This window comes from Nostoc sp. UCD121 (assembly GCF_014222285.1).
Lineage (GTDB): Bacteria > Cyanobacteriota > Cyanobacteriia > Cyanobacteriales > Nostocaceae > Nostoc.
Genome location: NZ_JACKZS010000115.1, coordinates 1 through 24,635, shown reverse-complemented (window position 1 = coordinate 24,635; position 24,635 = coordinate 1). Strand labels below are relative to the sequence as shown.

20 protein-coding genes and 1 tRNA gene are annotated in these 24,635 nt (G+C 40.6%); 15 read left to right on the top strand and 6 right to left on the bottom strand.

All coding sequences use genetic code 11. The features are described from left to right. Nucleotides 1-4,650: glycosyltransferase (locus GNF10_RS22295; RefSeq protein ID WP_221644658.1), on the top strand; the 4,650-nt coding region annotated here is incomplete at its 5' end. Nucleotides 4,651-4,775: 125 nt separating this feature from the next. Here the strand turns inward: GNF10_RS22295 and GNF10_RS22290 are convergent. Together GNF10_RS22290 and GNF10_RS22285 are read right to left on the bottom strand one after the other, a co-directional pair. After that, nucleotides 4,776-6,980, bottom strand: a complete 2,205-nt coding sequence (locus GNF10_RS22290; RefSeq protein ID WP_185592343.1) for a tetratricopeptide repeat protein — start codon at nucleotides 6,978-6,980, stop codon at nucleotides 4,776-4,778. A 169-nt stretch (nucleotides 6,981-7,149) separates the two neighbouring features. After that, nucleotides 7,150-7,695 carry a type IV pilin-like G/H family protein gene (locus tag GNF10_RS22285; RefSeq protein ID WP_185584055.1) on the bottom strand — a complete coding sequence of 182 codons (546 nt, stop codon included), beginning with the start codon at nucleotides 7,693-7,695 and terminating at the stop codon, nucleotides 7,150-7,152. Nucleotides 7,696-8,064: 369 nt separating this feature from the next. On the opposite strand from GNF10_RS22285, the gene trxB reads away from it, so the two are divergent. The 10 genes from trxB (at nucleotide 8,065) to GNF10_RS22235 (ending at nucleotide 19,214) form a co-directional block, all read left to right on the top strand. Further along, nucleotides 8,065-9,435, top strand: coding sequence for a thioredoxin-disulfide reductase (trxB, locus tag GNF10_RS22280; protein ID WP_185584057.1), 1,371 nt, complete (start codon nucleotides 8,065-8,067; stop codon nucleotides 9,433-9,435). 139 nt (nucleotides 9,436-9,574) lie between these two features. After that, complete coding sequence (locus tag GNF10_RS22275) at nucleotides 9,575-10,471, top strand: ABC transporter permease (RefSeq protein ID WP_179075448.1); 897 nt, start codon at nucleotides 9,575-9,577, stop codon at nucleotides 10,469-10,471. 75 nt (nucleotides 10,472-10,546) lie between these two features. Beyond that, nucleotides 10,547-10,756 carry a hypothetical protein gene (locus tag GNF10_RS22270; RefSeq protein WP_185584060.1) on the top strand — a complete coding sequence of 70 codons (210 nt, stop codon included), beginning with the start codon at nucleotides 10,547-10,549 and terminating at the stop codon, nucleotides 10,754-10,756. Between the two features lie 134 nt (nucleotides 10,757-10,890). Then, nucleotides 10,891-11,793, top strand: a complete 903-nt coding sequence (locus GNF10_RS22265; RefSeq protein WP_185584062.1) for an ROK family protein — start codon at nucleotides 10,891-10,893, stop codon at nucleotides 11,791-11,793. Nucleotides 11,794-12,086: 293 nt separating this feature from the next. Beyond that, nucleotides 12,087-12,830, top strand: a complete 744-nt coding sequence (locus tag GNF10_RS22260; RefSeq protein WP_185584064.1) for a toll/interleukin-1 receptor domain-containing protein — start codon at nucleotides 12,087-12,089, stop codon at nucleotides 12,828-12,830. Further along, nucleotides 12,831-13,205 (top strand): tetratricopeptide repeat protein, encoded by a 375-nt coding sequence (locus tag GNF10_RS22255; protein WP_185584066.1) that lies wholly within the window; start codon nucleotides 12,831-12,833, stop codon nucleotides 13,203-13,205. Nucleotides 13,206-13,829: 624 nt separating this feature from the next. Next, on the top strand, nucleotides 13,830-14,333 hold the full coding sequence (locus GNF10_RS22250) for a hypothetical protein (RefSeq protein ID WP_185581401.1): 504 nt from the start codon (nucleotides 13,830-13,832) through the stop codon (nucleotides 14,331-14,333). 459 nt (nucleotides 14,334-14,792) lie between these two features. Further along, nucleotides 14,793-15,935: a hypothetical protein gene (locus GNF10_RS22245; protein ID WP_185581400.1), complete on the top strand. Its 1,143-nt coding sequence runs from the start codon at nucleotides 14,793-14,795 to the stop codon at nucleotides 15,933-15,935. Between the two features lie 109 nt (nucleotides 15,936-16,044). Next, nucleotides 16,045-17,304, top strand: a complete 1,260-nt coding sequence (locus GNF10_RS22240) for a glycoside hydrolase family 10 protein (protein WP_185581402.1) — start codon at nucleotides 16,045-16,047, stop codon at nucleotides 17,302-17,304. A gap of 254 nt (nucleotides 17,305-17,558) precedes the next feature. Further along, a complete protein-coding gene (locus tag GNF10_RS22235) occupies nucleotides 17,559-19,214 on the top strand; it encodes a metallophosphoesterase family protein (protein ID WP_260446058.1) in 1,656 nt (551 codons plus the stop codon). A 199-nt stretch (nucleotides 19,215-19,413) separates the two neighbouring features. On the opposite strand, the gene GNF10_RS22230 is transcribed toward GNF10_RS22235, so the two are convergent. After that, on the bottom strand, nucleotides 19,414-20,346 hold the full coding sequence (locus GNF10_RS22230) for a serine hydrolase (RefSeq protein ID WP_114082023.1): 933 nt from the start codon (nucleotides 20,344-20,346) through the stop codon (nucleotides 19,414-19,416). 10 nt (nucleotides 20,347-20,356) lie between these two features. On the opposite strand from GNF10_RS22230, the gene GNF10_RS22225 reads away from it, so the two are divergent. The 3 genes from GNF10_RS22225 to GNF10_RS22215 all read left to right on the top strand — a co-directional run bounded on the left by GNF10_RS22225 (nucleotide 20,357) and on the right by GNF10_RS22215 (nucleotide 23,462). Then, complete coding sequence (locus GNF10_RS22225; RefSeq protein ID WP_185581398.1) at nucleotides 20,357-21,061, top strand: C40 family peptidase; 705 nt, start codon at nucleotides 20,357-20,359, stop codon at nucleotides 21,059-21,061. A gap of 14 nt (nucleotides 21,062-21,075) precedes the next feature. Continuing rightward, nucleotides 21,076-22,089 carry a glycosyltransferase family 2 protein gene (locus tag GNF10_RS22220; protein ID WP_185581397.1) on the top strand — a complete coding sequence of 338 codons (1,014 nt, stop codon included), beginning with the start codon at nucleotides 21,076-21,078 and terminating at the stop codon, nucleotides 22,087-22,089. Between the two features lie 98 nt (nucleotides 22,090-22,187). Further along, a complete protein-coding gene (locus GNF10_RS22215) occupies nucleotides 22,188-23,462 on the top strand; it encodes an MFS transporter (protein ID WP_185581396.1) in 1,275 nt (424 codons plus the stop codon). A gap of 38 nt (nucleotides 23,463-23,500) precedes the next feature. On the opposite strand, the gene GNF10_RS22210 is transcribed toward GNF10_RS22215, so the two are convergent. Beyond that, nucleotides 23,501-23,574 (bottom strand) — tRNA-Arg (locus tag GNF10_RS22210). 33 nt (nucleotides 23,575-23,607) lie between these two features. Between GNF10_RS22210 and moaC the strand changes: the two genes are divergently transcribed. Then, complete coding sequence (gene moaC / locus GNF10_RS22205; protein WP_185581395.1) at nucleotides 23,608-24,138, top strand: cyclic pyranopterin monophosphate synthase MoaC; 531 nt, start codon at nucleotides 23,608-23,610, stop codon at nucleotides 24,136-24,138. Here moaC and GNF10_RS22200 read toward each other — a convergent pair. Both GNF10_RS22200 and GNF10_RS37965 read right to left on the bottom strand, forming a co-directional pair. Next, a complete protein-coding gene (locus GNF10_RS22200) occupies nucleotides 24,119-24,316 on the bottom strand; it encodes a DUF2795 domain-containing protein (protein WP_185581394.1) in 198 nt (65 codons plus the stop codon). The genes moaC and GNF10_RS22200 overlap by 20 nt on opposite strands. Nucleotides 24,317-24,416: 100 nt before the next feature. Further along, nucleotides 24,417-24,635, bottom strand: a 219-nt coding sequence (locus GNF10_RS37965; RefSeq protein ID WP_221644657.1) for a hypothetical protein, incomplete at its 5' end; no start/stop codon positions are given.

Here is a 24,635-nt window from a genome sequence, read left to right as displayed (position 1 = left end):
ATTTTTAGTATTATATTTCCAGTTTTTAATACTCCTGAGCAATACTTAAAACCTGCCATTGAGTCTGTATTAAATCAGATTTATCCATACTGGGAGTTATGTATTGCTGATGATGCTTCTACCCAACCTCATATTAGAAAAATATTAGAAGAGTATTCTCAAATAGATTCCCGCATCAAAGTTATCTTCAGAAATGAAAATGGTCATATTTCTTGTGCCTCTAATTCAGCTGTAGAAATAGCAACGGGAGAGTTTATAGCACTTTTTGATCACGATGATTTATTAACATCAGATGCCTTATACGAAGTAGCACTTTTGCTCAATCAGCATCCAGATGCAGATATGATCTATTCAGATGAAGATAAAGTTGATGACAATAACCAATTTATTTACCCTACTTATAAACCAGATTGGTGTCCTGATTCATTTTTGTCTCGGATGTATACTTGCCATCTTGGTGTTTATCGCCGATCTCTTATTAACAAAATTGGTGGTTTTAGAGTTGGTTACGAAGGAAGCCAAGATTACGATTTGGTTTTGAGATTGACAGAGAAAACAGAGAAAATATTTCATATACCTAAAATTCTATATCATTGGCGTCTTCACTCTGGTTCTACATCTGCTTCTACAACTGCAAAATCTTATGCCTATGAAGCAGGATTTAAGGCTTTGACAGATGCGCTTTCTAGAAGAGGCGAAAAAGGCACAATTTTACCAGACTCTAATATTCCTGGGCATTACCATGCTCGTTACGAAATAGACTCTTATAAACTAGTTAGTATTATTATTGTAGCAAGAGACTTTAGCTCCATATTTAACCAATGCCTAGAATCAATTTTTGCAGAAACTTTATATCCAAACTATGAAGTAATTGTCATAGATAATGGTAGTATATCTGATACATTAAAAATTATTGATAAGTGGCAAGTTCAACAGCCTAATCGATTTAAGTATTACTCTCATAATATTCCATTGAACTATTCAAAGCTAAATAATTATGCTGTTACAAAAGCGCAAGGTGATTATTTATTTTTTCTGAATAGTGACATTCAGGTTATTCAAGGAGATTGGCTCAATGTAATGGTTGAGCAAGTTCAAAGAGAGTGTATTGGTGCGGTTAGTGGATTTTTAATTGATTCTAACAACTCCATTCAACATGTAGGGTTAGCACTGGGTTTAGGCAACATTGCTAGTCATATTTATAAAGGACTTACTAAAATAGACGAATACGAAACCTTAGCTAGTATAGTATTGATTAAGAACGTCTCAGCCGTTACAGAAGATTGTTTAATGTGTCGTAGAGACGTGTTTGAAAGTGTTGATGGATTTGATGAAACATTACCTATTGTCTACAACGATGTGGATTTGTGTTTAAAACTGATAGTGAAAGGCTATAAAAATATTTATCTTCCTCATGTAAAGCTCGTTCACCATAAATTCAGCCGTTGGGAAGTTAAAATCGGCAAGGAAGAACGTTTATATCTTGAAGAAATAGCAGTTAAGTTCATGCAAGAAAAGTGGGGTAAAATCCTTGAATATGATCCTTGCTGTAGTCCTCACTTAATTAGAAACATAAACCTTAAGATTCAAGCAGAAAATAAGAAAATAAGACAACATTATAGTCAAGGTCTTGAAACAGAACCAAAAGAACTTCCTCAGCCTCTTGTGAGTATTTGTATTCCTACTTACAATGGGGAAAGGTTTATTGCAGAGGCTATTAATAGTGTATTATGCCAAACCTATCCAAATATAGAAATTATCTTATCTGATGATAATTCTACTGATAGTACAATTAAGGTTGCTAAATCATTTAACCAAAAACTATCCTTTGATTTTTCAATTTTTGAACATAGCCAATATGGACTAGCTCATAATTGGAATTTTTCTATTTCTCAAGCTAAAGGTAAATATATAAAGTTTTTATTTCAAGATGATCTTTTAGAACCAAATGCTATTGAAGAAATGGTCAATTTGGCTGAACAAGATGAAGAGATAGGTTTGGTTTTTTCACCTAGAACGATTTTTAGCAATACTGGCGATAGTAACTATGATTCAAACTTTTTAATGCATCACGAAGCCAAGGATGTACACAAAGCTTGGTCAACATTAAAGCTGATTCAATCAGGACAGGAACTTTTGTTAGATCCAAATCTACTCGATAATCCAATTAATAAAATTGGAGAACCAAGTACAGTCCTTATTAGAAAAGATGTGTTTGAAAAAGTAGGATTATTTAATTCTGAATTTTGTCAACTTGTAGATATTGAGATGTGGCTCAGAATTATGAGCCAATACAAAGTTGGTTTTGTTGACAAAGTTTTATCTCATTTTAGGATACATTCACAACAACAAACTCGTCGAAATCTTGCTTTAAAGGATGCTATTTTATTAGATTACCAAAAACTGTTTCAGACAATTTACAATGATACACGGTATCCTCAAGCAACGAGACAACAGGCTCTTCATAGATACGCAGCTTTGAGTGGCCAGAATACTGAATTATGTCAGTTGCGAAAACAAATAGCAGAAGAATGGCTAAATATTTCTGATGAACATATAAAAGATAGGTACGTGAGTCTGCTAGGTAAAACACATCAGATGTTACTGAATAGTAGCATCAAATTTGAAAGTCTAAGTGAAGAAGAAGAAATTTTCACTAATCATATTGTTAAAAATATATCTCAAGGTTTTGAGCAGCCAAAAGCAATTCAGTATTTGCTAGCAGCTATGCTGTATCGACGTGCTGACCAGTTACCATTACAGCGTGATCTCTCTCGCATACCTCGTTGGTTATTTAAAGACTATCTGCAATTCCTGTTTTCATCCCCAGTCAATTTTCAAGAACCGGGTGATGCAGATAATTACTATTACTATATACAGGGATGGATTGATTACTTACACACATCAATACTAAAAAATCCTGATTCTCCCTTGTGGCATGAAATAATTGATAACTTTACTCCCATTGCTAATTTTATCCCCCTATATTTTAATGAGCATAATCTTAAAGATATCTATATTAAACGTGGAGAGATTATAGAGTTTTTACTGAAGCTTAAGGGTTATCAGGTAGATTACGAGTTTTCTGATAGACCTATAACCAGAAAAAAAATTCGCTTGGGTATCCTGGCTGCACATTTTCTACCTGGTTCTGAAACATTTGCTTACCTTCCTGTTTATGAATATATCAGTAGAGATTTTGAAGTAATCTTGTACTCTCTTAACCAAACTGGTCATCAACTAGAGCAATATTGCCAAAGCTGCGCCAACTCTTTTAAACTACTGCCACAAGATTTAGCAGAACAGGTAAATATTATTCGTGTTGATGATCTCGATATATTATTTATTGCTACCAATGTGACGGCAGTAACAAATCAAATCGGCTTCTTATCAATGCATCGCTTAGCTAGAATACAAATCACAAGTGGTGGATCTGTGGTAACAACAGGAATGCGGCATATAGATTATTACATTTCTGGTACGCTAACCGATCCATCGCCAACGGCAGAACAGCAATATCAAGAAAAGTTGGTGAAACTTGAAGGGTCTGCTCATTGCTTTAGTTATGGTAATGAAGAAAAAAATATAACTGTCAAAGTTGATCGAGAAAGTTTGGGTATATCTGAAGAAACAGTTATTTTTATCTCTGGTGCTAACTTCTTTAAAATCATCCCGGAACTAATTAATACTTGGGCAAAAATAATTTCTGGAGTTCCAAACTCCGTTTTAGTACTTCTGCCATTTGGCCCGAATTGGTCAAACAGTTATCCTAAGAAAGCTTTTGTAAATCACTTAAATAAAGTATTTTCAAAGTATGGGATACCAGTAGACAAACTGGTAGTCTTAGATCCTCAGCCAGTGCCAAACCGCGAAGAAGTTAAAGAATACTTCAAAATTGCCGATGTTTATCTAGATTCTTTTCCATTTGCTGGAACAACTTCTTTGATAGAACCATTACAGGTTAATTTACCAGTAATTGCTAGACGGGGAAATAGTTTTCGCTCTGCAATGGGTTCTGCAATGGTGCAAGCATTAGATATACCTGATTTAGTTGCCGATAGTGAAGATTCTTATATACAGTTAGCGATCACACTTGGCAATAACCCTAAATTACGTCAACAAAAGAGCGCCGAAATCAAGGAAAAAATGCAAGGTAATCCTAGTTTTCTGGATAGTCGCGCTTATTCAGCTAAGATAGGTAGTCTCTTCCAAGAACTATTTAGTAAATATCTTGCAGATACTCTGAGTCAAAATTTCCGCTTAGGAGATATTAACCTAATTATTTTCCCAGACTGGTTACAGCCAGAAGACCTACTATACCAAGATTTAGCAAGTGTAATTTCTAGTCTCACAACTCACCCAGATAAAAGCTGCTTAACTCTCTTGATAGATACTCAAAATATTTCTGACGAAGAAGCCGATATGCTTTTATCGTCTTTGACCATGAATTTGCTCATGGAAGATGATGTAGATATAACTGAGGGGCCAGAAATTTCTCTGCTAGGTAAAATGAGTCATACACAATGGAAAACTCTTTTGCCTAGAATTCATACTCGAATTGCTTTAGCAACAGATAATCAATCTGCGATCGCACAAGCAAAAGCAGAAAATCTCCCATTCTGCGATGTAGATAGCTTTAGCGCATCTTAAGAAGCCTTTTATAAAAAAGTTTGTAGTAAGCACTTCAGTGCTTACTACGAACCCTCAAAACTACCTTGACAAAGTTCTAGCCCTTATTGATATTTAATTTGAGGGTTAAAACCCTCACTACGAGCTTATTTTTTATCAATATACTTCTGCCACATCTGCTCGTAAGCCTTCTCCATCTCACGGGTAAACTGCTTACCATTCCACAACGGTGCTGTTTGCCGGGATGCCTTCAATTTCAAAGCCACCTGCTGGCGTAAAGCTTCATCTTTCCCCAAGCGCACACCCCACTCAATATATTCTTCATCAGTCCAGGCGATGCCTTCTGTAATTCCTGCATTCATCATCATGGTGTAGCTATTACGTGCTGCAAATTGTTCACCAACTCGCGTCACCAAGGGGATACCCATCCACAATGTTTCTAAGGTTGTTGTCGCTCCGTTATAGGGAAATGTATCTAATACAATATCAGCAATGCCTAAATTAGCACGATGAACTGACTCTGAATGAACTAGTGGCAAAAATCGTAACCGAGAAGAATCTACACCTTCTTCTTCGGCAATTTTGTAAAAGAAGCGTTTAATTGTTTCCTCTTCAGCAAGTCCTTTAACCAAGAAGTAGCTGTTAGGTACTTGTTTGACAATTTGCATTTGCCACTTTGTCGTTTCTGGATGGCGTTTATATCCTCTTTGGGCGCTGAGATATACAACAGCATCCATAGGAATATCCAAGTCATCGCGGCGGAGAGTTGGTACACCAACTTCAAAACCATCTACTGCTATGTAAGTTTGAGGTAATCGCCAGATTTTCTCTGTATAGTAATCTTGTGCATCATCTGGCAGTACATAGGGGTCTGCAATAAAGTAATCAATTGCAGGTATACCTGATGCATCCCACCCTAGCCAAGTAACTTGAATTGGGGCTGGCTTAAGTGCCATCACTTCACTAGTAATATCTAAAGTGATGCTATCAAGGTCAACTAAAATATCAATTTCATCTTGATATATCTGGTCAGCAATTTCTAAACCATTCATACCTAATTGGCGAGCTTTTCCTCCCTGACTTAGATACCACTCTTGGAGATAGTCGTTTACTAATTTGTAGTTAACAAAATAAGTATGAATATCAAACTTATCTCGATCATGATGCTGAAATAACCAGCGAGCTAGCCAACCAACGGAATGATTTCTTAAAGCGTAAGATACATAACCAATTTTTAATTTTTTTGAAGGATTCTTGATAACTTGGCGATGATAGTTTTTTCCTTGTGATTGGACAAGAGCTTGAAGATCATTATTAAAAATATCAGCTACTTTGTTATAAATACCTCTAAATTCAGCAGGAGCATCTTTAATGTGAGGTATCGCAAAAGCTGGTGTAAGTAACCGTAATATTCTTGCTTCTTCTAAAAGAATTGGTTGTGCTTCAATAAAGTGTTTATATACAGTTTCTAATTCTTGACAAGTTGTACATATCTCTTGCCAATATCCCCCTGCTGACATTAGACCCCTTAACAGCAGATGGATCGCAAAAATTTTATCAGCCAAACCTTCTGATAAAGAATAACATAACCTAGCTGTGTCTATTCCTTGAGAATAGTTACCAGCATCCTGATAAAAAGTCGCTAAGTGCCGTAAAATTTCTACATTATCTGGTTCTAATTGTAAATACAATTCTAGCAGAGATACTGCTAGTAAAGGCTGCCGCAAAGTATGACCAATTTTCAGAGCAGCAGGAAGCAGTATAGAGAAGCATTGATGAGTATCAGAAAAATAAGGAAGACTAGCTTTTATTAAATTTAGAGTAATTTGATGTAAAGGAACAGTATTCAAAAATTCTTTTAAAACTTGGATTAATAATTCGGTATTTATCTCTACATTGTCTTTAGCGTTTAAGCTTTCAATTAATCCCCACTCATTCAAATCATCAATTTGTTCAAGAGTTTGCAGCTTTATAGAAACTATAAGAATTTGAAGCAAGTTATTTATATAACTAGGGTTAATTTCTCGTATATGCTGGCGAATTAACCAGGCTATAGAATATTCCTCTCGTGTTTCGCGTCTTTCAGCTTCTATTTGTAAAGATTCAACTAGTTCATTTATCCAAGTTGGTAACTGCTCTTCATCTGCCTCTGTCATTGGCAACATCCAAGTCATTTGAGCTTCTTCTTCTTGCCCTTGCAATAGGAATATTAATCCTAATCGCCAGTAATAGGAAATAGTATTTGGTTCTATTTTTATAGCTTGTTCGTATAATTTTGCTGCTTGCAGATAATTTTCTTCAATAAAGTATTCTTCAGCCTGATTTTGCCAGTTGTATATATCAATAATCATTGTAATTTTTAGAAAAAATGGATGGGCAGATAACAGAAATAAAGTGGATAGAATAATCTACCCACTTGGAAAAACCTAATTTAGTTCAATACAAACTACATGAAAAATGAATTTTGGTATGCAGTGGCTAAGACAAACTATATTCTCACGTAGTAAGTACCTTCTCTACTTATTTCAAAGCAGTGAAGTTGGAGGGGCAAGTAACCAAACCACTAATGTCAGTTACCACTGCACCACTGTTAACTCTTGCTTTATCGGCTTCACACAAAGTAGCTATAGTAGTAGCTTCACCAGTACCAGTTTGAGTTACCACACCCACACCGCCGATATAAGTTTTGAGAGGCGCAAGATCAATTACTGTTGCTGCTTGGTTGGTTACTAAGGTACTATTAGCACCACCACCACTAATTGAGTATTTATAATTTGTGGTTTGTGTTGCAATACCAAGACCTAGGTTACCAATATCAGCTTGAGCCGCAAATGCATTTTTTTCTAAGTAAAATGCTTGTTGGGCGCGGTTCATAGAACCCACGTAAGTTTTAGCTTCTGACTGCTTGGCTTTGTTAGCTTGGTTCAAGAAAGAAGGCAATGCGATCGCAGACAAAATACCGATGATAATAATTACTACTAGTAATTCAATGAGTGTAAAACCCTCATTTTCTTTCTTCTTGTTGAGGATGTGTTGAAGAAATTTGGCTTTTAGTTCGGTCTTCATAAGTGTTTACCCTGGGGTAGGAAGTGCTGGTGTGTTCTAGATATAACTTACCCAACTGCGATCGCTTTCCTATCACCTTCAGAAAAAAAGTTTGGGGAGATCCGGTTACACAATCCAGAATTCTTGTATCCCAAATGATGCAAGCATCACTAAGCCCCTGGCATTGAAAAAGTTATGAGCATTCAAGAAATAGCAGAATTACTAGAATCAAGAAATACCTTCAACAATAGCCCTAGCGGTTAAAAGGATGAGTACTGTAGGCATTTTGCGTAGGCGTAGCCCGTCGCAAACATCGCTTACCATCTGACATAGCCAATCACAATTTGTTATGCTATATTAAACGTAGTCGTTATGAGTTCGTATATTTTCATGGCTAACACAACTGTAGAAAACTTAGTAATTATCGGTTCTGGGCCAGCAGGGTACACATCTGCCATTTATGCCGGACGTGCTAACCTTAAACCCGTTGTATTTGAAGGTTTCCAAGCCGGGGGTTTACCTGGTGGCCAATTAATGACAACAACGGAAGTCGAGAACTTTCCAGGGTTTCCCAAAGGGATTACCGGGCCGGAACTCATGGATCAGATGAAGGCGCAGGCGGAGCGCTGGGGAGCGGAACTATATACTGAAGATGTTATCTCAGTTGACTTGAGCCAGCGTCCATTTACAGTGCGATCGCAAGAAAGGGAAATTAAAACCAATAGCATCGTCATTGCTACGGGTGCGACAGCAAAACGTTTAGGCTTACCCAGCGAACATGAATTTTGGAGTCGGGGTATTTCCGCTTGTGCAATTTGCGATGGTGCAACACCAATTTTTCACGGTGCAGAATTGGCTGTAATTGGTGCTGGCGACTCGGCCGCGGAAGAGTCAATTTACCTCACAAAATACGGATCTAAGGTAAATATGCTAGTACGCACCGATAAAATGCGGGCTTCTAAAGCCATGCAAGACAGGGTTTTGAGTAACCCAAAAATCCAGGTGCATTGGAACACAGAAGCCGTGGATATCTTCGGCAATGGTCACATGGAAGGGGTGAAAATCCGCAATACTAAAACTGGTGAAGAAAGCCAACTGCACGCTAAGGGTTTATTCTACGCCGTTGGTCACAGTCCCAACACTTCTCTATTCAAAGGTCAGTTAGAACTGGATGAGGTAGGTTACGTTGTCACTAAACCCGGTTCTGTAGAAACTAGTGTAGAGGGTGTTTTTGCAGCCGGCGACGTGCAAGATCATGAGTTTCGCCAAGCAATTACAGCTGCGGGTACTGGCTGTATGGCGGCGATGTTAGCAGAACGTTGGTTGTCATCCAGTGGCTTGATTCAAGAATTCCATCAACAGCCAGAAATAGCAGACAATGAATTAGAGCATCAGCCAGCCAAAAAGACTGAAGCTGAGGAAGAAGCTGGATTTAATTTGAATGAAACGCGCCATGAGGGAGGTTATGCTTTACGGAAATTGTTCCATGAAAGCGATCGCTTACTCCTTGTTAAATACGTCTCACCTGGTTGTGGCCCTTGTCATACCCTGAAGCCAATTTTAAATAAAGTGGTGGATGAATTTGACAGCAAAATTCACTTTGTAGAAATTGACATCGACAAAGACCGAGATATTGCTGAAAATGCTGGTGTAACAGGAACGCCAACGGTTCAATTGTTCAAAAACAAGGAACTGGTGAAGGAAGTTAAAGGCGTGAAGCAGAAAACCGAATATCGCCAGTTAATTGAAAGTAATCTTTAGGGACTGGGGACTGGGGACTGGGGACTGGGAAATAATTCTTTTAACTGCTAATACCCAATAGCCAGTCCCCAGTTCCCAATACCCACTCCCTAATATGTAAAATGGTCAGCGTATCAAGCTTTGATCCAGGCGATCGCACATGGCCATTACAAAACGGCGACTACCGACATTTTTACAGTTTGGGAAAAGTTCCAATCTTTCCCAAAAACTCATGCTCATTGGGTTAGCCATCACCCTATTTTTCATCTTCCTGGCATTCTTCGCTCCCCTATTCCAGGCTTGGGGATGGCTGCAAAACCCGAAAGATTTTCTCTCTAATCCAATTCACGAGCCACCCTCAGCTAAACATTGGTTTGGCACTAGTCGCCTGGGTTATGATGTCTTCTCGCGGACATTATTCGGCGCTCAAGCTGCTTTGCAGGTGGTGATTTTGGCAACAGCGCTGAGTATGATTATCGGTGTGCCTCTGGGGATGCTGAGTGGTTATCTCGGCGGTAAATTGGATAAAGTGTTGCTGTTTTTGATGGATAGCATCTACACTTTACCGGGGCTACTGCTGTCTGTGACACTAGCGTTTGTGGTGGGGCGTGGGATATTAAATGCAGCGATCGCTATTAGCATTGCCTACATCCCCCAATATTACCGCGTTGTTCGCAACCACACTGTGAGCGTGAAAACTGAAGTCTTCATCGAAGCTGCTCAAGCAATGGGCGCTTCCACTTGGGTTGTGCTTTCTCGTTATCTATTTTTCAACGTTATTCAAAGCGTACCCGTCCTCTTTACACTCAATGCTGCTGATGCAATTTTGGTGTTGGGAGGTTTGGGCTTTTTGGGGCTAGGACTTCCCGAAGAAGTGCCAGAATGGGGACATGATTTAAAACAAGCTCTAGAAGCTCTACCTACTGGCATTTGGTGGACTACACTTTTTCCTGGTTTGACCATGACATTCATGGTAGTAGGGTTATCACTACTTGGTGAGGGGTTAAACGAATTTGTCAATCCCCGATTACGGAGAGAAAATAGAATCCGAAAATAGTTAGTAAACAGTGGACACTTATCAGTCAACGGGCTAATCATTAATAACTAGTAATTGATAACTGGAGAGATTTGTGTGAAAGATAACCTGACGTTAATTGCCGCCGCTACTGGCGGGTTTATCCTTTCTGTTGCCCTTGCTGGCATCTTAAGAGGTGCGCCAGTTACAGGTTGGCAAGAGCAATCGAGTTTCCGCAGCACGACTTTTGCTAATTTACAAAAATCAGAGTTGAAAGCTGCGCGTCTTCTCCCAAGCAAAGACACTGCGCGAACAGATCGAGGATGAAAACAACTCGCGCCCAATAATAGGGAATAGGGAATAACTGTTCACCAATGCCCCATGCCCACTTGCCCTGAGCGAAGCCGTTCGCGTAGCGTCTCGCAGAGAAGGGATGCCCAATCACAAATGACAAATGACAAATGACAAATGACAAAATTCAAGTAATTGGCATTGATGTGGGGGGAACAGCAATTAAGCTGGGGCGGTTTACAGCCGATGGAACTTGTCTGCAATCTTTGACTATGGCGGCTCCCCAGCCGACAACGCCGGAGGCCGTGCTGGCGGTGCTGGTAGATGCGATCGCGCAAATTGATTCAAATAATGAAACTTTTGCTATTGGTGTTGGGACTCCTGGTCCCTCCGATGCAGCAGGACGCATCGCTAAAATCGCCATTAACTTACCTGGATGGATCGATGTGCCTTTAGCAGACTGGTTAGAAGCTAAAACTGGCAAACCTACTGCGATCGCTAACGATGCCAACTGCGCTCTTTTGGGAGAAGCTTGGCTGGGAGCCGGTCGCCAATTTCAAAATCTGATTCTCCTAACTTTAGGAACTGGGGTTGGTGGCGCAATTATCCTTGATGGCAAACTATTTGTTGGACATCAGGGAGCCGCTGGGGAATTGGGTTTAATTTCATTAAATCCTGATGGGCCAATTTGTAATAGTGGCAATCAAGGTTCTTTAGAACAACATGCCTCTGCTACTGCCATTCGCCGCCGCACTCTCAAGGAACCCATCGAATTAGGTGTTCTTGCTCAACAAGGAGAAGCCGCAGCATTGACTTTTTGGCAAGAGTATGGTAGGAATTTAGGAATTGGCTTGACGAGTTTGATTTATGTACTCACACCGCAAGCGATCGTCATTGGTGGCGGCATCAGTGGCAGCTTTGAGTTTTTCTTACCAGCAGTGAAGGCAGAAATTGAGAAGCGGGTGCAGCCTTTATCACGAGATGGTTTACAGATTTTGCCAGCAGAGTTAGGCAATTTTGCTGGGATCGTGGGTGCAGCAAGGCTGGCATTGCAACACTATTCGAAATTTTAGATCGTGTAATCTCAGTTCGAAATTTTAGATCGTGTAATCTCAGTTATATATATAGCTTGGCGATCGCTTTATTTGCTTTGAAAATTGGCGAATAGCGATCGCAAAATTTTTTGCTTTGATCTAGCCTTACTTAATAATTCGTGAGAGATAAGATCCCCGACTTCTTTGAAAACTTGGGGATCTGTGAATTTAATTACAGGGTATTAATCATAATTCTTTGTTTGGGCTTTTATCGTTGAAAAGTTCAACCGTATATTCATGTACAGTAATGTGATGATATTGAACCAAGAATTATGTCTAATGCAGTTAAAGTATTCTTTTCCTACTCCCACAAAGATGAAGCCTTGCGTGACGAATTGGCAACTCATTTGAGCATGATGAAACGTCAGGGAGTTATCCAAGCTTGGCACGATCGCGAAATCAGTGCTGGTAGAGAATGGGCTAATGAGATAGATGATAATCTTGATATTGCAGATATCATTCTGCTGCTAGTGAGTGCTAACTTTCTGGCTTCAGATTACTGCTACGACAAAGAAATGACACGGGCAATGGAGCGACATGAAACACGGGAAGCTCGTGTAATTCCGATTATTCTGAAGCCGGCAGACTGGAATGGCGCACCTTTTGGTAAACTGCAAGCACTGCCTAAAAATGCTAAACCTGTCACAACCTGGCAAGACCAAGATGAGGCTTTTTTAAATGTCGCTCAAGGGATTCGCAGAGTAGTTGAAGAAATGGCGAAATCAAACACTTCTTCCTCAACTCCTGCTAAAAATACTACACCTGCAACTTCCAGCCCTTCTGGAACAAGTGGGGTATTAACTGAGCGCCAGCGTCGGCGATGGGAGCAAGAACGGGATTCAGTGCAAGAACAGTATGACCTCGTGAGCAAAAAATTGGGACTGCTGGGTAAAGCATACGCCATTGAAACGGATGTATCTACAAAGCTGAAGCTAGAAGTGCAAATTCAGGAAACCAAAACAGAACAAAATAGATTAGATCGACAGCTTGAGGAAATCGAGCAAAAACTATTGTAGTTGTCTTTTAAACCAGCCAGCCTGACATATCCTCTATACTCGAATTCCTCACCCCCAAAACAGACAACACCAAAACTAGAAGAACGTCAATATCAAGTCACAAGCTTGATAAACGAAGCGGATCGTTTGCGCGAAGCTAAAAAGTTCGAGGAAGCAGCCGTCAAGTACAAAGCAGCCCTCCGTCTTGACCCTAACTCTATAATCGCTCACTATAACCTGGGGAGTGCGCTGCACGATCAAGGGAAGTTGTCAGAAGCGATCGCCGAACTGGAAATAGCTGTTCGCCTTAACCCTAGTAGTACTATTTTTCGTAAAAACTTAGAGATTTATAGAAATGAGAAGAAGGGTTTTTGGGGGCGTTTATTTGGTGGGTAGAAGATTCTCAGTCTTATTCATCTCAAGGGCGTGCGTTAGCGTAGCTCGTCGTAGACACCGCCTGTTGTTGATAATGCGTAATAAACTCAGCGTGTTGTATTTCCCTTTGAGATTTGTCTGAATTGCATGAATTGTTATCTTTCAGGTATTCTTAACTAATCTTAATAAAGCTAAAAATTCCGTATCCTCTGAATAACGAGAAATCTTTGAGCCACAGTTCTATCAAAAGGATGAATTGAGTTTTTTCCCAGTTGTCAATATTTGTTGTTAAACTAATACTGAATATTTTTTTAACTTAATATAAGAATTAATTACTTAACCAATGGTAGATGCCAAAATCTATAAAAATATAGTGTAATTAAATTGTTAATTTTTTCCTAACTTCCTTTTACTTGCGTTATCTTTTGCTTACGTGATTTTAATACTACCTTTACATTATTCCTTAAGTATAATTGTGGAATAATACAGAATATCCTCTTTTGTTAGGCAATCCGTAGTAATATAGTCCGTTTAAGAGAAAAACTTATCATAAATTACCCGCTTAACACTTTTGCATAAAAATACATAGGGTAGAATAACTGAATATTGCTCAGATATTTTTAAAATTAAAAGCAGGATTTTTTAATGTTCAGCTTAAATAATTCAGAAAAAGACACAGTTAACAGCACAGCATCCACTAAGAGGCTTGCAAGAGCAATGATGGTTTCTGATGGGGAATTTGCACTGATATTAGCTTGTTGTAACAGTGTTGAAAGACAGCAGCAAGTGCTGAATCTGTTAACAGAATTTTCATCAATAGATATCCACGAAATCTTGCTCTCACCTGCGACTGACACATTGTATACAGCTATTAGCAGTGCAATTGGTACTACTCAACCCGAAGCTTTGATGGTACGGGGTTTAGAATCCGTAGTGGAAATCAACCAACTAATCCTCAGTACTAACATGATGCGAAATGAGTTTCGGAAACAGTTTCGGTTTCCCTTGATGTTGTGGGTTAATGATGAAATTCTACGCAAGCTAGTCTGGTTAGCACCAGATTTTAAAGACTGGGCAGCAAGTACTATTAGATTTGATGTACCTCACAATCAGTTAGTTGAATCAGAACAACGAGCCATCAGCGCCTAAAATTGCTGAGATTACTCAAAATATTGTAGATGCTAGGTTGAGCCGAGCAAAATTTTTTTCTAAAATTACTTTTATTTAACCTTCGCTTACCCTGACTTCTCATAGGATATAGAAAATCTTGCTTCCATCTTTCTGTAATCTGAGGATCTGGTGTAAACCTCGTCTATGTTGAAACCTAGAGTTTTTTAAAAGATATATTTATGTAGGTTGGGTGGAGTGAAACGCAACCCAACATCTGGGATGTATATAGGGCGTTTTGATTGAGTGCAATTTTCACCCAGAATTTGTATAAGGAACAAACAATTAGTACATCAGCGTCTGTATTTATATCTGTTTCAGGACAAATATACTAGATTAATTCCAACTGGTGAAGTACTGGAATTATATATTTTATTGCCTACATGTGGTTGGATACTATTTCCTAGTTCTATAACTCTTGAGTAACATCGCTATATTACGATGAAAACCATGCTGAAAAAATACCTTAACACCAATCAAGCACGAATTTTTACTGCTTTGATTTTGACTGGAATTTTGTCTGTAACTAGCAGTTTAACGCTTATCAAAGATGCGACGGGCGCTTCTGCTAACTTCTCGTTAGAAACAAACAATGAAGTCCTTAAGGATAATATTAAACCAAATCGCTTGCCACGTCCAGTAGCTAAGGCGGTACTGCGAGATTTAGCCCGCAAACAGGGAATTTTTACTAGCCAACTGCAAATTATTGATTATAGTCAACAGACTTGGCGCAATGGTTGCTTAGAACTGCCCCAATCGGATGAAATCTGCACCCAAGCGTTAGTTCCTGGTTGGCGGATTGTGGTGTCTAATGGCAAACAAAATTGGGTTTATCATACCAATAACAATGGGCGATCGCTACGTTTAGCTTCGGCAAATACTCCTTCTAACAATCTGCCAGATCAATTACCTGCGTCTGTAAAAAATGCTGTTTTGCAAGCTGCATCCAGACGTTTGCAGCAGCCGATTTCTCAGCTAACCATTATTCAAGCTCAATCGCAAACTTGGAGAGATAGCTGTTTAGAATTAGCTAATGCTGATGAATTCTGTACCCAAGCTTTGGTATCAGGCTGGCGAGTAGTTGTTGGTGCGGTTGACCAAACCTTGGTTTATCATACTAATCAAACAGGTTCCGCAGTCAGACTGAACCAAAAGGCTAACGAAGGTACACTTGCCCCTGTGCAAATTCCAGCCAGCGAGTTACCACCACCGTTAGATCGAGATATAGTATTTCGGCAAATCTCCAGTGGCGGTTTTGCTGGCAGAACCTACCAAACTGTCTTACTCAAAGATGGGCGATTGATTCGCGTGCGGATTGGTGATGCCAATGATTCGGAACGCAGTGTTCGCAGCGTTTCTGTGCAACAGGTGCAACAATTTCAGAGGTATTTGGAACGCTCTAATTTTAGTAAATTCCAAAATCTCAGTTACCCAGCCCCTAGTGGTGCTGCTGATTATATCACCTTCACTCTTACCAGCCAAAAGGGTACAGTTCAGTACAATGATATTTCTCGAAATAACCTGCCAACGAATTTACAAGCAGCAGTCAAAGCCTGGAATCAACTCGTAGCCAGCGCCCAATAAATGATAAACCTCAGCAATGTAATTAAATAGCGATTGTTTTAGCGCTTACAATCGAAACGATCGCTATTTATGCTGATTGTTCATAATTTGATGATATCTCTAGCAAATGATGAAAAGGTTTCTCAAGTGGTGTGTTGAGTTTCATTCTTGGTGGAATATCCGCCAAAGCAGAAAGTCGGGGTTATTTGCCGTTATCGTTACCTTGAGTGTGGTAGCTACGGTGATGCTATCGTTCCCATTGAACGCTCAAATTAATCTACCGCCAAAGCCAGCATCCGAGTTAAGGGGGGTGTGGTTAACAAATATTGATAGTGATGTGTTATTTGAGCGCGATCGCCTTAAGGGATCTTTGCAACGTCTTGATGAACTCAATTTTAACACCATCTATCCGGCGGTTTGGAATTGGGGATATACTTTGTATCCCAGCAAAGTTGCCCAAAAAATAATTGGGCGATCGCTCGATCCCACACGCGGATTGCAAGGGCGAGATATCCTCAAAGAAATTGTTGATGTGGGACATCAAAAAGGGCTAACAGTCATTCCCTGGTTTGAATTTGGCTTCATGGCACCAGCCGACTCTCTCTTAGCTAAAAATCGTCCCCAATGGCTTACTAGCCGCAGCGACGGGACTCGGATTGTCAAAGAAGGCACGCATAACCGGGTTTGGCTAAATCCCTTTCGCCCAGAAGTACAACAATTTATCCAAGATTTAATCGTTGAAATTGTCAGAAACTACAATATTGACGGCATTCAATTTGATGACCATTTTGGCTTACCATCAGAACTAGGTTACGATGCTTACACAGTGGCACTTTACAAAAAAGAACACCGTGGTAAAGCTCCCTCCAAAAATTTTAAAGATCCAGAATGGGTGCGTTGGAGAGCTAACAAAATCACCGAGTTTATGAAACGGGTATTCAAAACCATCAAAGCTACTAAAAAAGATTGCCTAGTTTCCATTGCACCCAATCCTCAACGTTTTTCCTACGAGTTCTTTTTAGCGGACTGGCAAAAGTGGGAACGGCTGGGAATCATTGAAGACTTAGTTTTGCAGATATATCGTGATGATTTGAATGTTTTTGTTAACGAATTAGAATATCCAGAAGTGAAAGCGGCAAAGAGCCATATTCCAGTGAGTGTGGGCATTTTGGCTGGGTTAAAAAACCGATCTGTGCCGATGCAACAGATTCAGACACAAGTGCAAAAAGTCCGCGATCGCAATTTTGCTGGAGTCTCCTTCTTTTTCTATGAATCCCTCTGGAATATGGGCAAAGAAAAGCCACAAGAACGTCAAACTGGCTTCCAGAAGATTTTCCCCACACCTGTAGCTTACCCGAATTTGCTAGCAGGTTGGAAACCATTTAGTTAATAGTCATTTGTCCTTGGTCATTAGTCATTGGTCATTTGTCCTTGGTCATTGGTCATTGGTACTAATGACTTCAATTTCTCCACGGCTTATTATCAAAACGACCGAAGCTTGCGTTCAGTCGGTGAATACTCTAAAAATTTGGGATGTTACTCATGAGCAGACGGTTACACAGCCGTAAAATTTCCTTAGTGGCTATGCTTGCGCTTGTTATATGTTTTACTCTGGTAAGCGTGCGTTCATTTGGGCAAACAATTATGACATCAGCACCCCAACTACTCACCGATCCATTTTTACAACTACCAACTGAAACCTCAGTGCAAGTAGTTTGGTTTACTGAGTTTCCTGGTGTTAAGCACACAGTAACTTATGGTGAAAATCTCAAACTAACCGCTAAGGCAAATACTACCAAACTCAGTCGCACTCGTGAAGATCAGCAATCAAGAGTTGGAAGCCAAACTAAAGACGGTGAAGTTTATCAAAAACCAGTCCAGCGCGACATTTGGCGACATGAGGCTGAGGTAGGTGGGTTAACTCCTGGTGTGCGGTTAAACTATCGGGTTACGAGTGTGCGAGAAGACGGCGAGAGTATTAACAGTGATGTTTTTACCCTTGCAGCTACTCCCAAACCAGATACACCACTAAAAATTTTACTTACCTCAGATCATCAATTAAAGCCGATGACAGCAGCAAATCTGCAAAAGGTGGTAGAAACAGTTGGACGAGTTGATGGGGTGTGGTTTGCTGGTGATTTAGTTAATATTAGCGATCGCGCCTCAGAATGGTTTGATGATAATAGTGGTGGTGCGTTGTTTCCCGGCTTACAAGGTCGTGCTACTTATGAAATGACGCACAACAACATTAAGACAACCTATACTGGTGGACAAATAATTCAACACGCACCCATGTTTACTTGTATTGGTAATCATGAGGTGATGGGGCGATTTGCCAGGATGGGAAGTTTAAATGATGAATTTGATGATACAATTCCCCGTGTCGTTGCTCAAAAAATCTACCGAGACAAATCTTTAATCGATAATTCTTTTAATACTAAGACTTACGAAGAAATTTTCTCTTTACCAAAAACTAAAGAGGGTGGAAAAAGGTATTATGCAGTCAGTTTTGGTGATGTACGTTTAGTGGTACTGTACTCTACGAATATGTGGCGGACTCCTAGCTTAGATAAAAAGCGCAGGGGTAGATATCAGGAAGCTGAAAAAGATTTAAATAATCCTGAAAATTGGGGTTATGGACAGCTAATTTATGAGCCAATTGCTAAAGGCAGCAAGCAATATAATTGGTTAGAAGGAGAACTCAACAGCCCTGAATTTAAACAAGCAAAATACAAAGTTGTGATGTTCCATCATCCTCCCCATACTCTGGGTGATAATATTGTTCCTGCTTATACAGAACCTGTTCCAATAATTGAACGGGATGGGGATAATATCAAAGCTGTGCGTTACGAATACCCCAAAGATGCAGATTATATTATCCGCGATGTTATGCCTTTATTAGAAGCGGCTAATGTGCAATTGGTATTCTATGGGCATTCTCATTTGTGGAATCGTTTTGTTAGTCCCAGTGGAATGCACTTTCTAGAAACATCTAATGTTGGCAATACTTACGGCGCTGCTTGGGGTGACAGAAAGCGAGAAGTGCCAATTGGATATCAAGAGGATTATGTTAAGCTTGGCGATCCCAATGGTTTGGAACCAATAGTGCCCACAATTGCCCCTTTGTTGGGTGAAGATGGTAAGCCGATACCTTATATTTCGAGTAATGATATTACGATCTTTAGTATTTTTGATACGGGGACAGGTACGATAAGTAGTTATTGCTTTGACACTCGTAAACCTGATTCGGAAGTATTGAAATTTGATGAATTTAAGTTGAACTATAGCAATCCTATTTGATTTGTGAAAATTGGCGGATTTAGCTCCCCAACTTATTTGATAAGTCGGGGATCTTGTTGTTTGCAAATGATTAAGGATTGCTATAAACTAATACGGTTCAGTTATGACTAACTTTTTATTAAAGTCAATTTTTTTAACGAACCGCAGAGGCGCAGAGAACACAGAGAGAAGAAAGGAGTTATTAATCTATGCCATTGGATTATAAGCTGCTAATCGCATCGGCAACTAGTTTAGAAACGAAGGGTAAAATATCTCGACTCTTAGCTTGGGCTTTCCCTTCAGTAAATACCACTAATAGGTAAGGGCGCTGTTCTGGTAATTCAATATACGCGGCATCATGGTGAACTTGACTTGTCCAACCTGCCTTTGACCAAATTTGAGCATTTTCAGGAATTCCACCACCTAAGAAACCTGTTACCTGATCTTCCTCTCTGTCAGTGGGCAAATCGTTGAGAGGACGTTTGAGTAAAGCCATCATAGCTTGCGATCGCGCACTGGAAACCGCAACTCCACCTACAATACTATGCAGTAACCTAGCGATCGCATTTGTGGTCAACATATTGCGATTTTCTAGTAACTCTCCCACAAATGCCCGTTCTCGTCCATAAGGGCCCTCACTCCAAGTTTTTTGACAGACGTTAATCGTCTCCATTTCTTCCCAACCCAAAGATTGATAATAGCGGTTAACAATATTACGCTGATATTTCCAGGTTTCAAAGGGCCCGGTTGGTAATTCTGGCCCGGATGTAGTACCACTTAAAATATCCACAACCAAGCTGGTAGCATCGTTACTAGAATCGACAATCATATCCCGCAAAGCGCGTTCCAACTCTTTGGAGGTTTGAGTCATGCCTTTTTCTAGCCATTCATTTACCGCCACCAGGTAAAATAGCTTGACTACACTGGCAGGATAAATTCGTTCTACACCGCGATAAGTAAAACCACGGACTGGATGATCCCAAAAAGCGTTGGGAGTCAGCGCCCCACCAGTATTTACTCGCACTGGTGGATCGTAAACAACCCAAGTCAAGGCAATTTGATTCCGGGCTAAAGTCGGAAATGCTGCCCAAGTTGCATCTAAAATGCCATTACCAATATTTTCGAGTTGTTCGTCTTTATTAAAAAAAATCATTCTCTAAATAATGTCCTTTAATCTAAAATCCGAAGTCCAAAATCCAAAATTAGGGGAGTATCAGTGTTTAGCTGACCTAAATTTATATGATTCTCCTGAATGTACACGTTTAGCAACTCAATCTGCATCTGGGAGGCATTTGTGGGTAACATCAAATCGTCAAAATTTAGCGATCGAGGTGTATTTGTGTGAAGATGACTATCCGGGATGGGTATCTCTTTCAGATTTTGATTCATTACAACCTGCTACTGTACCTTATCAGGCTGCAACATTTTCTGAATCTGAAATTAAGAAACACCTCGCAGAGGTCATCGCCTTTAGCCAAAAAGCGATGCAACAATCAAATTATTACCTTTGGGGTGGTACGGTTGGGCCAAATTATGACTGTTCTGGGTTGATGCAGGCGGCGTTTGCTTCAGTGGGGATTTGGCTACCTAGAGATGCCTATCAACAGGAAGGATTCACCCAACCAATTACTATTGCAGAACTAGCAGCCGGGGATCTGGTATTTTTTGGAACTAACCAAAAAGCAACCCATGTCGCACTTTATTTGGCGGATGGTTATTACATCCATAGTTCTGGGAAAGATCAGGGACGGGATGGAATTGGGATTGATATTCTCTCGGAACAGGGAGATGCTGTTAGTCTGTCGTATTATCAGCAGCTGCGAGGTGCTGGTAGAGTTTTTAAGAGTTACGAACCACAGAGACGCTGAGGGCGCTGAGGCTTATGAGGAGTGGGAAGGTTTATCAAGGGTTGAGTGAGGAGAATGGGGCGATTTCGGCTATTGTCCCAGATGTTTCGGTGGTGGTGCCGATACATGATGAGGTGGAAAGTTTGCCACTTTTATTAGAAGCGATCGCATCTACTTTATCTTCTAGTCAGGTAAATTATGAAATCATCTGTGTGGATGATGGTTCTACAGATGGTTCCGGGGGTTTTTTGAAAAAAGAGGCGCAAAACCGCACTGATTTAAAGGCGGTGATTTTGCGTCGCAATTACGGACAAACTGCGGCGATGGCTGCTGGATTTTATTATGCAGTGGGAAAAGCGATCGTTACTTTAGATGCCGATCTCCAAAATGATCCGGCTGATATCCCTATGTTATTGGCAAAGCTGGATGAAGGTTACGATTTAGTGAGTGGTTGGCGGCAAAATCGCCAAGATGGTGCTGTAAATCGGTTACTTCCTTCCAAAATTGCTAACTGGCTAATTCGTCGCACCACTAGCGTGAATATTCATGATTATGGCTGTTCGCTGAAAGCCTATCGTGCAGAACTGTTGGCAGATATGAACCTCTACGGCGAACTACACCGATTTTTACCCGCTTTGGCGTACATTGAAGGAGCTAGAATTACTGAAATACCCGTGCGTCATCACGCCCGTCGCTTTGGTCGCAGTAAGTATGGGATTTGGCGGACATTCCGGGTGTTGATGGATTTGTTAACCATTCTATTTATGAAAAAATTCCTCACCCGTCCAATGCACGTTTTTGGGCTGTTGGGCTTGATTTCAATGGTTTCAGGCACAGCGATCGGAATTTACTTAACTTTCGTCAAATTAGCTTTAGGTGAGATGATTGGCAATCGCCCCTTGCTAAGTTTAGCTGTTCTCCTGCTAGTAACTGGGGTGCAATTATTTTGCTTCGGTCTTTTAGCAGAATTGCTCATGCGTACATACCATGAATCCCAAGGACGGCCTATCTATCGCGTGCGAGAAGTAGTAGCAAAAAATGTTAAGTAACGTAACAATAGTAATGATTAGTCATTAGTCATTAGTCATTGGTCAAATAACAAAGGACAAAGGACAAATGACAAACAACTTATTAAATTGCATCTACCTTGAAAGCACTTAATACTTTTGACACCGAACTACGGCGCAACCTGCTGGTTTTATTTACAGCAGGTTTATTATTCTGGTCGAGTTTGTCTTCGCTCTTACCAACCTTACCGCTTTACATCGATGATGTGGGCGCAAGCAAGCAAGAAATTGGGATTGTGATGGGCAGTTTTGCTATTGGGTTATTGCTATTTCGCCCGATGCTGGGACGGTTAGCCGATGAACGTGGTCGAAAAATTGTCTTGTTGATTGGTACGATAGTAGCTGCGATCGCACCTTTTGGTTACTTGGCAACTCAATCAATTGGGCTGTTGATCCTGGTGCGGATTTTTCACGGTATTAGCGTTGCTGCTTTTACAACTGGCTACAGTGCCTTAATCGCAGATTTAGCTCCCGCAGAAACTCGTGGCGAAATCATTGGTTACATGACCCTAGGGACTCCCCTTGGTTTAGCAATTGGCCCTGCCTTGGGTGGCTATTTAGAAGCTACAAGTGATTACGGAATATTATTTCTGGTATCTGCGGAATTGGGTTTTTTCGCTCTCTTGGTAATTGTACAAGTTATGAATCCGCCAGTGCAGACACAAGAGCAAACGGAGGCAGAGGATGTCTACGACGGGCTACGCCTACGCAATTATTGGCAAATTTTGAGCAGTCCACAGGTGAAAGTTCCAACTCTAGTGATGTTGCTGGTTGGTTTGTCCATCGGTGCTGTACATACCTTTGTCTCGTTGTTCCTCAAATCCAGTCAGGTAGACTTCAATGGCGGACTGTTTTTTACAGCTGCGGCAATTTCTAGTTTTAGTATCAGGATATTTGCTGGTAAGGCAAGCGATCGCTTTGGTCGTGGTTTGTTTATCACCTTTGGTATTTTTTGTTATGTTTTAGCGTTAATACTGCTGTGGCAGGCTTACAGCCCGATGGTTTTCTTATTGGCTGCGATCGCTGAAGGTGCTGGTGGTGGTACACTAATCTCGATGATGATCGTGATGATGGCAGACCGTTCACTTCCAGAAGAACGGGGGCAAATTTTTGCTCTATGTATAGCTGGACTTGACCTAGGAATTGCGATCGCTGCTCCTCTTTTGGGCATCATCGCAGAACAAGTCGGCTACCGCGATATGTTTGGCTACGGTGCTGCGATCACTGCTGTTGCACTTATTATCTTCGTCACCCAGTCGAGCAAAAATCTATCCAACTCCCTGCGCTTTGCACTAGGTCTAGCTCCAGATGCTTATGCCTTGAAAAACTTAAAAGTTAGGAGTGAAGAAATTTAATTCCTCACTCCTAACTTTTGACTCTTAGCCTCATAAAACGGGCGAGGAGGGATTCGAACCCCCGACACCGTGGTCCGTAGCCACGTGCTCTAGTCCACTGAGCTACACGCCCTCACCGACAATCTATATTAACACGTTCAACTAAATGACGCAAGATAATTTTCTATCTAATTTTGCCAGCTTAACCCATCTAGATCAACACGGACAGGCACAAATGGTAGATGTGTCTGATAAAGCACCCACCATCCGTCAAGCAGTAGCTGCTGCCAATGTGCGAATGTTGCCAACAACCTTTACTGCTATTCAAGCCGGAAATGTTCCAAAAGGTGATGTGTTAGCAACTGCAAGATTGGCTGGGATTATGGCAGCCAAGCAAACAGCCGCTTTAATTCCTCTATGTCATCCGTTGCCTTTGCAAAAAATAGCAGTCGAAATTATCCCCGACCCGCAACTACCTGGTTATCAAATTCAAGCCACAGTCAAAACTAAAGCTGAAACTGGTGTAGAGATGGAAGCCTTAACTGCTGTTTCTGTGGCTGCGCTGACTTTATACGATATGGCAAAAGCCTTAGAGAAGTCGATTCAAATTGAATCGATTCGTTTAATAAGTAAGAGTGGCGGGAAATCAGGAGATTATTTCCCGCCAGAGCAAGAACCTACATTATCTCACCTATAGTTTTGTTGAGATCGGCTGGGCTATCAAACTCCTCATCATCTGGCAGTTTCTCTAACAGAGAAATAATCTCCTTATCTGCCCCTTGCTTTTTAGCGTGCTTAATTAGGTCTTTCTTTCCAGCAGGGTAGTCAACACCTTTTAAGTGTTTTTGCATTTCAACTGGGTTTGCCTTAGCCATTTTTATCCACCTCTAAAGGTTCTTTCCATATTCACAAGTGGATATATTTGCTCCCTCTATCAAACAGATGAATCATTTTTAACTGAGATAACTTAAAAGGTCATCCACTAGGTTGATGAATTATGTATGGGGAATTGGGAATGGGGAATGGGTCAGACGGGAAAGAGGTAATTATTGTATTCTCTCCCTTGCCCCTTGCTCCTTGTGCCTTCTTCTCCCTTCCCCCTTCCCCTCCTTTTCCGCCCGTCTGGGGCTTAATCGCAACCCCTTCCTTATTACACCCTTCCTCACCACTCGGCAGGCCGAAATCGCGTTGCGG

Excerpts from the sequence above, each read along its gene's own strand:
- GNF10_RS22225 (WP_185581398.1), top strand. The coding sequence starts at position 20,357 with ATGTCCTTTAATCTAAAATCCGAAGTCCAAAATCCAAAATTAGGGGAG.
- GNF10_RS22245 (WP_185581400.1), top strand. The coding sequence starts at position 14,793 with ATGAAAACCATGCTGAAAAAATACCTTAACACCAATCAAGCACGAATT.
- GNF10_RS22250 (WP_185581401.1), top strand. The coding sequence starts at position 13,830 with ATGTTCAGCTTAAATAATTCAGAAAAAGACACAGTTAACAGCACAGCA.
- GNF10_RS22260 (WP_185584064.1), top strand. The coding sequence starts at position 12,087 with ATGTCTAATGCAGTTAAAGTATTCTTTTCCTACTCCCACAAAGATGAA.
- GNF10_RS22285 (WP_185584055.1), bottom strand. The coding sequence starts at position 7,695 with ATGAAGACCGAACTAAAAGCCAAATTTCTTCAACACATCCTCAACAAG.
- trxB (WP_185584057.1), top strand. The coding sequence starts at position 8,065 with ATGGCTAACACAACTGTAGAAAACTTAGTAATTATCGGTTCTGGGCCA.
- GNF10_RS22235 (WP_260446058.1), top strand. The coding sequence starts at position 17,559 with ATGACATCAGCACCCCAACTACTCACCGATCCATTTTTACAACTACCA.
- GNF10_RS22230 (WP_114082023.1), bottom strand. The coding sequence starts at position 20,346 with ATGATTTTTTTTAATAAAGACGAACAACTCGAAAATATTGGTAATGGC.
- GNF10_RS22275 (WP_179075448.1), top strand. The coding sequence starts at position 9,575 with ATGGCCATTACAAAACGGCGACTACCGACATTTTTACAGTTTGGGAAA.
- GNF10_RS22200 (WP_185581394.1), bottom strand. The coding sequence starts at position 24,316 with ATGGCTAAGGCAAACCCAGTTGAAATGCAAAAACACTTAAAAGGTGTT.
- GNF10_RS22220 (WP_185581397.1), top strand. The coding sequence starts at position 21,076 with ATGAGGAGTGGGAAGGTTTATCAAGGGTTGAGTGAGGAGAATGGGGCG.
- GNF10_RS22265 (WP_185584062.1), top strand. The coding sequence starts at position 10,891 with ATGACAAATGACAAAATTCAAGTAATTGGCATTGATGTGGGGGGAACA.
- moaC (WP_185581395.1), top strand. The coding sequence starts at position 23,608 with ATGACGCAAGATAATTTTCTATCTAATTTTGCCAGCTTAACCCATCTA.
- GNF10_RS22240 (WP_185581402.1), top strand. The coding sequence starts at position 16,045 with ATGAAAAGGTTTCTCAAGTGGTGTGTTGAGTTTCATTCTTGGTGGAAT.
- GNF10_RS22290 (WP_185592343.1), bottom strand. The coding sequence starts at position 6,980 with ATGATTATTGATATATACAACTGGCAAAATCAGGCTGAAGAATACTTT.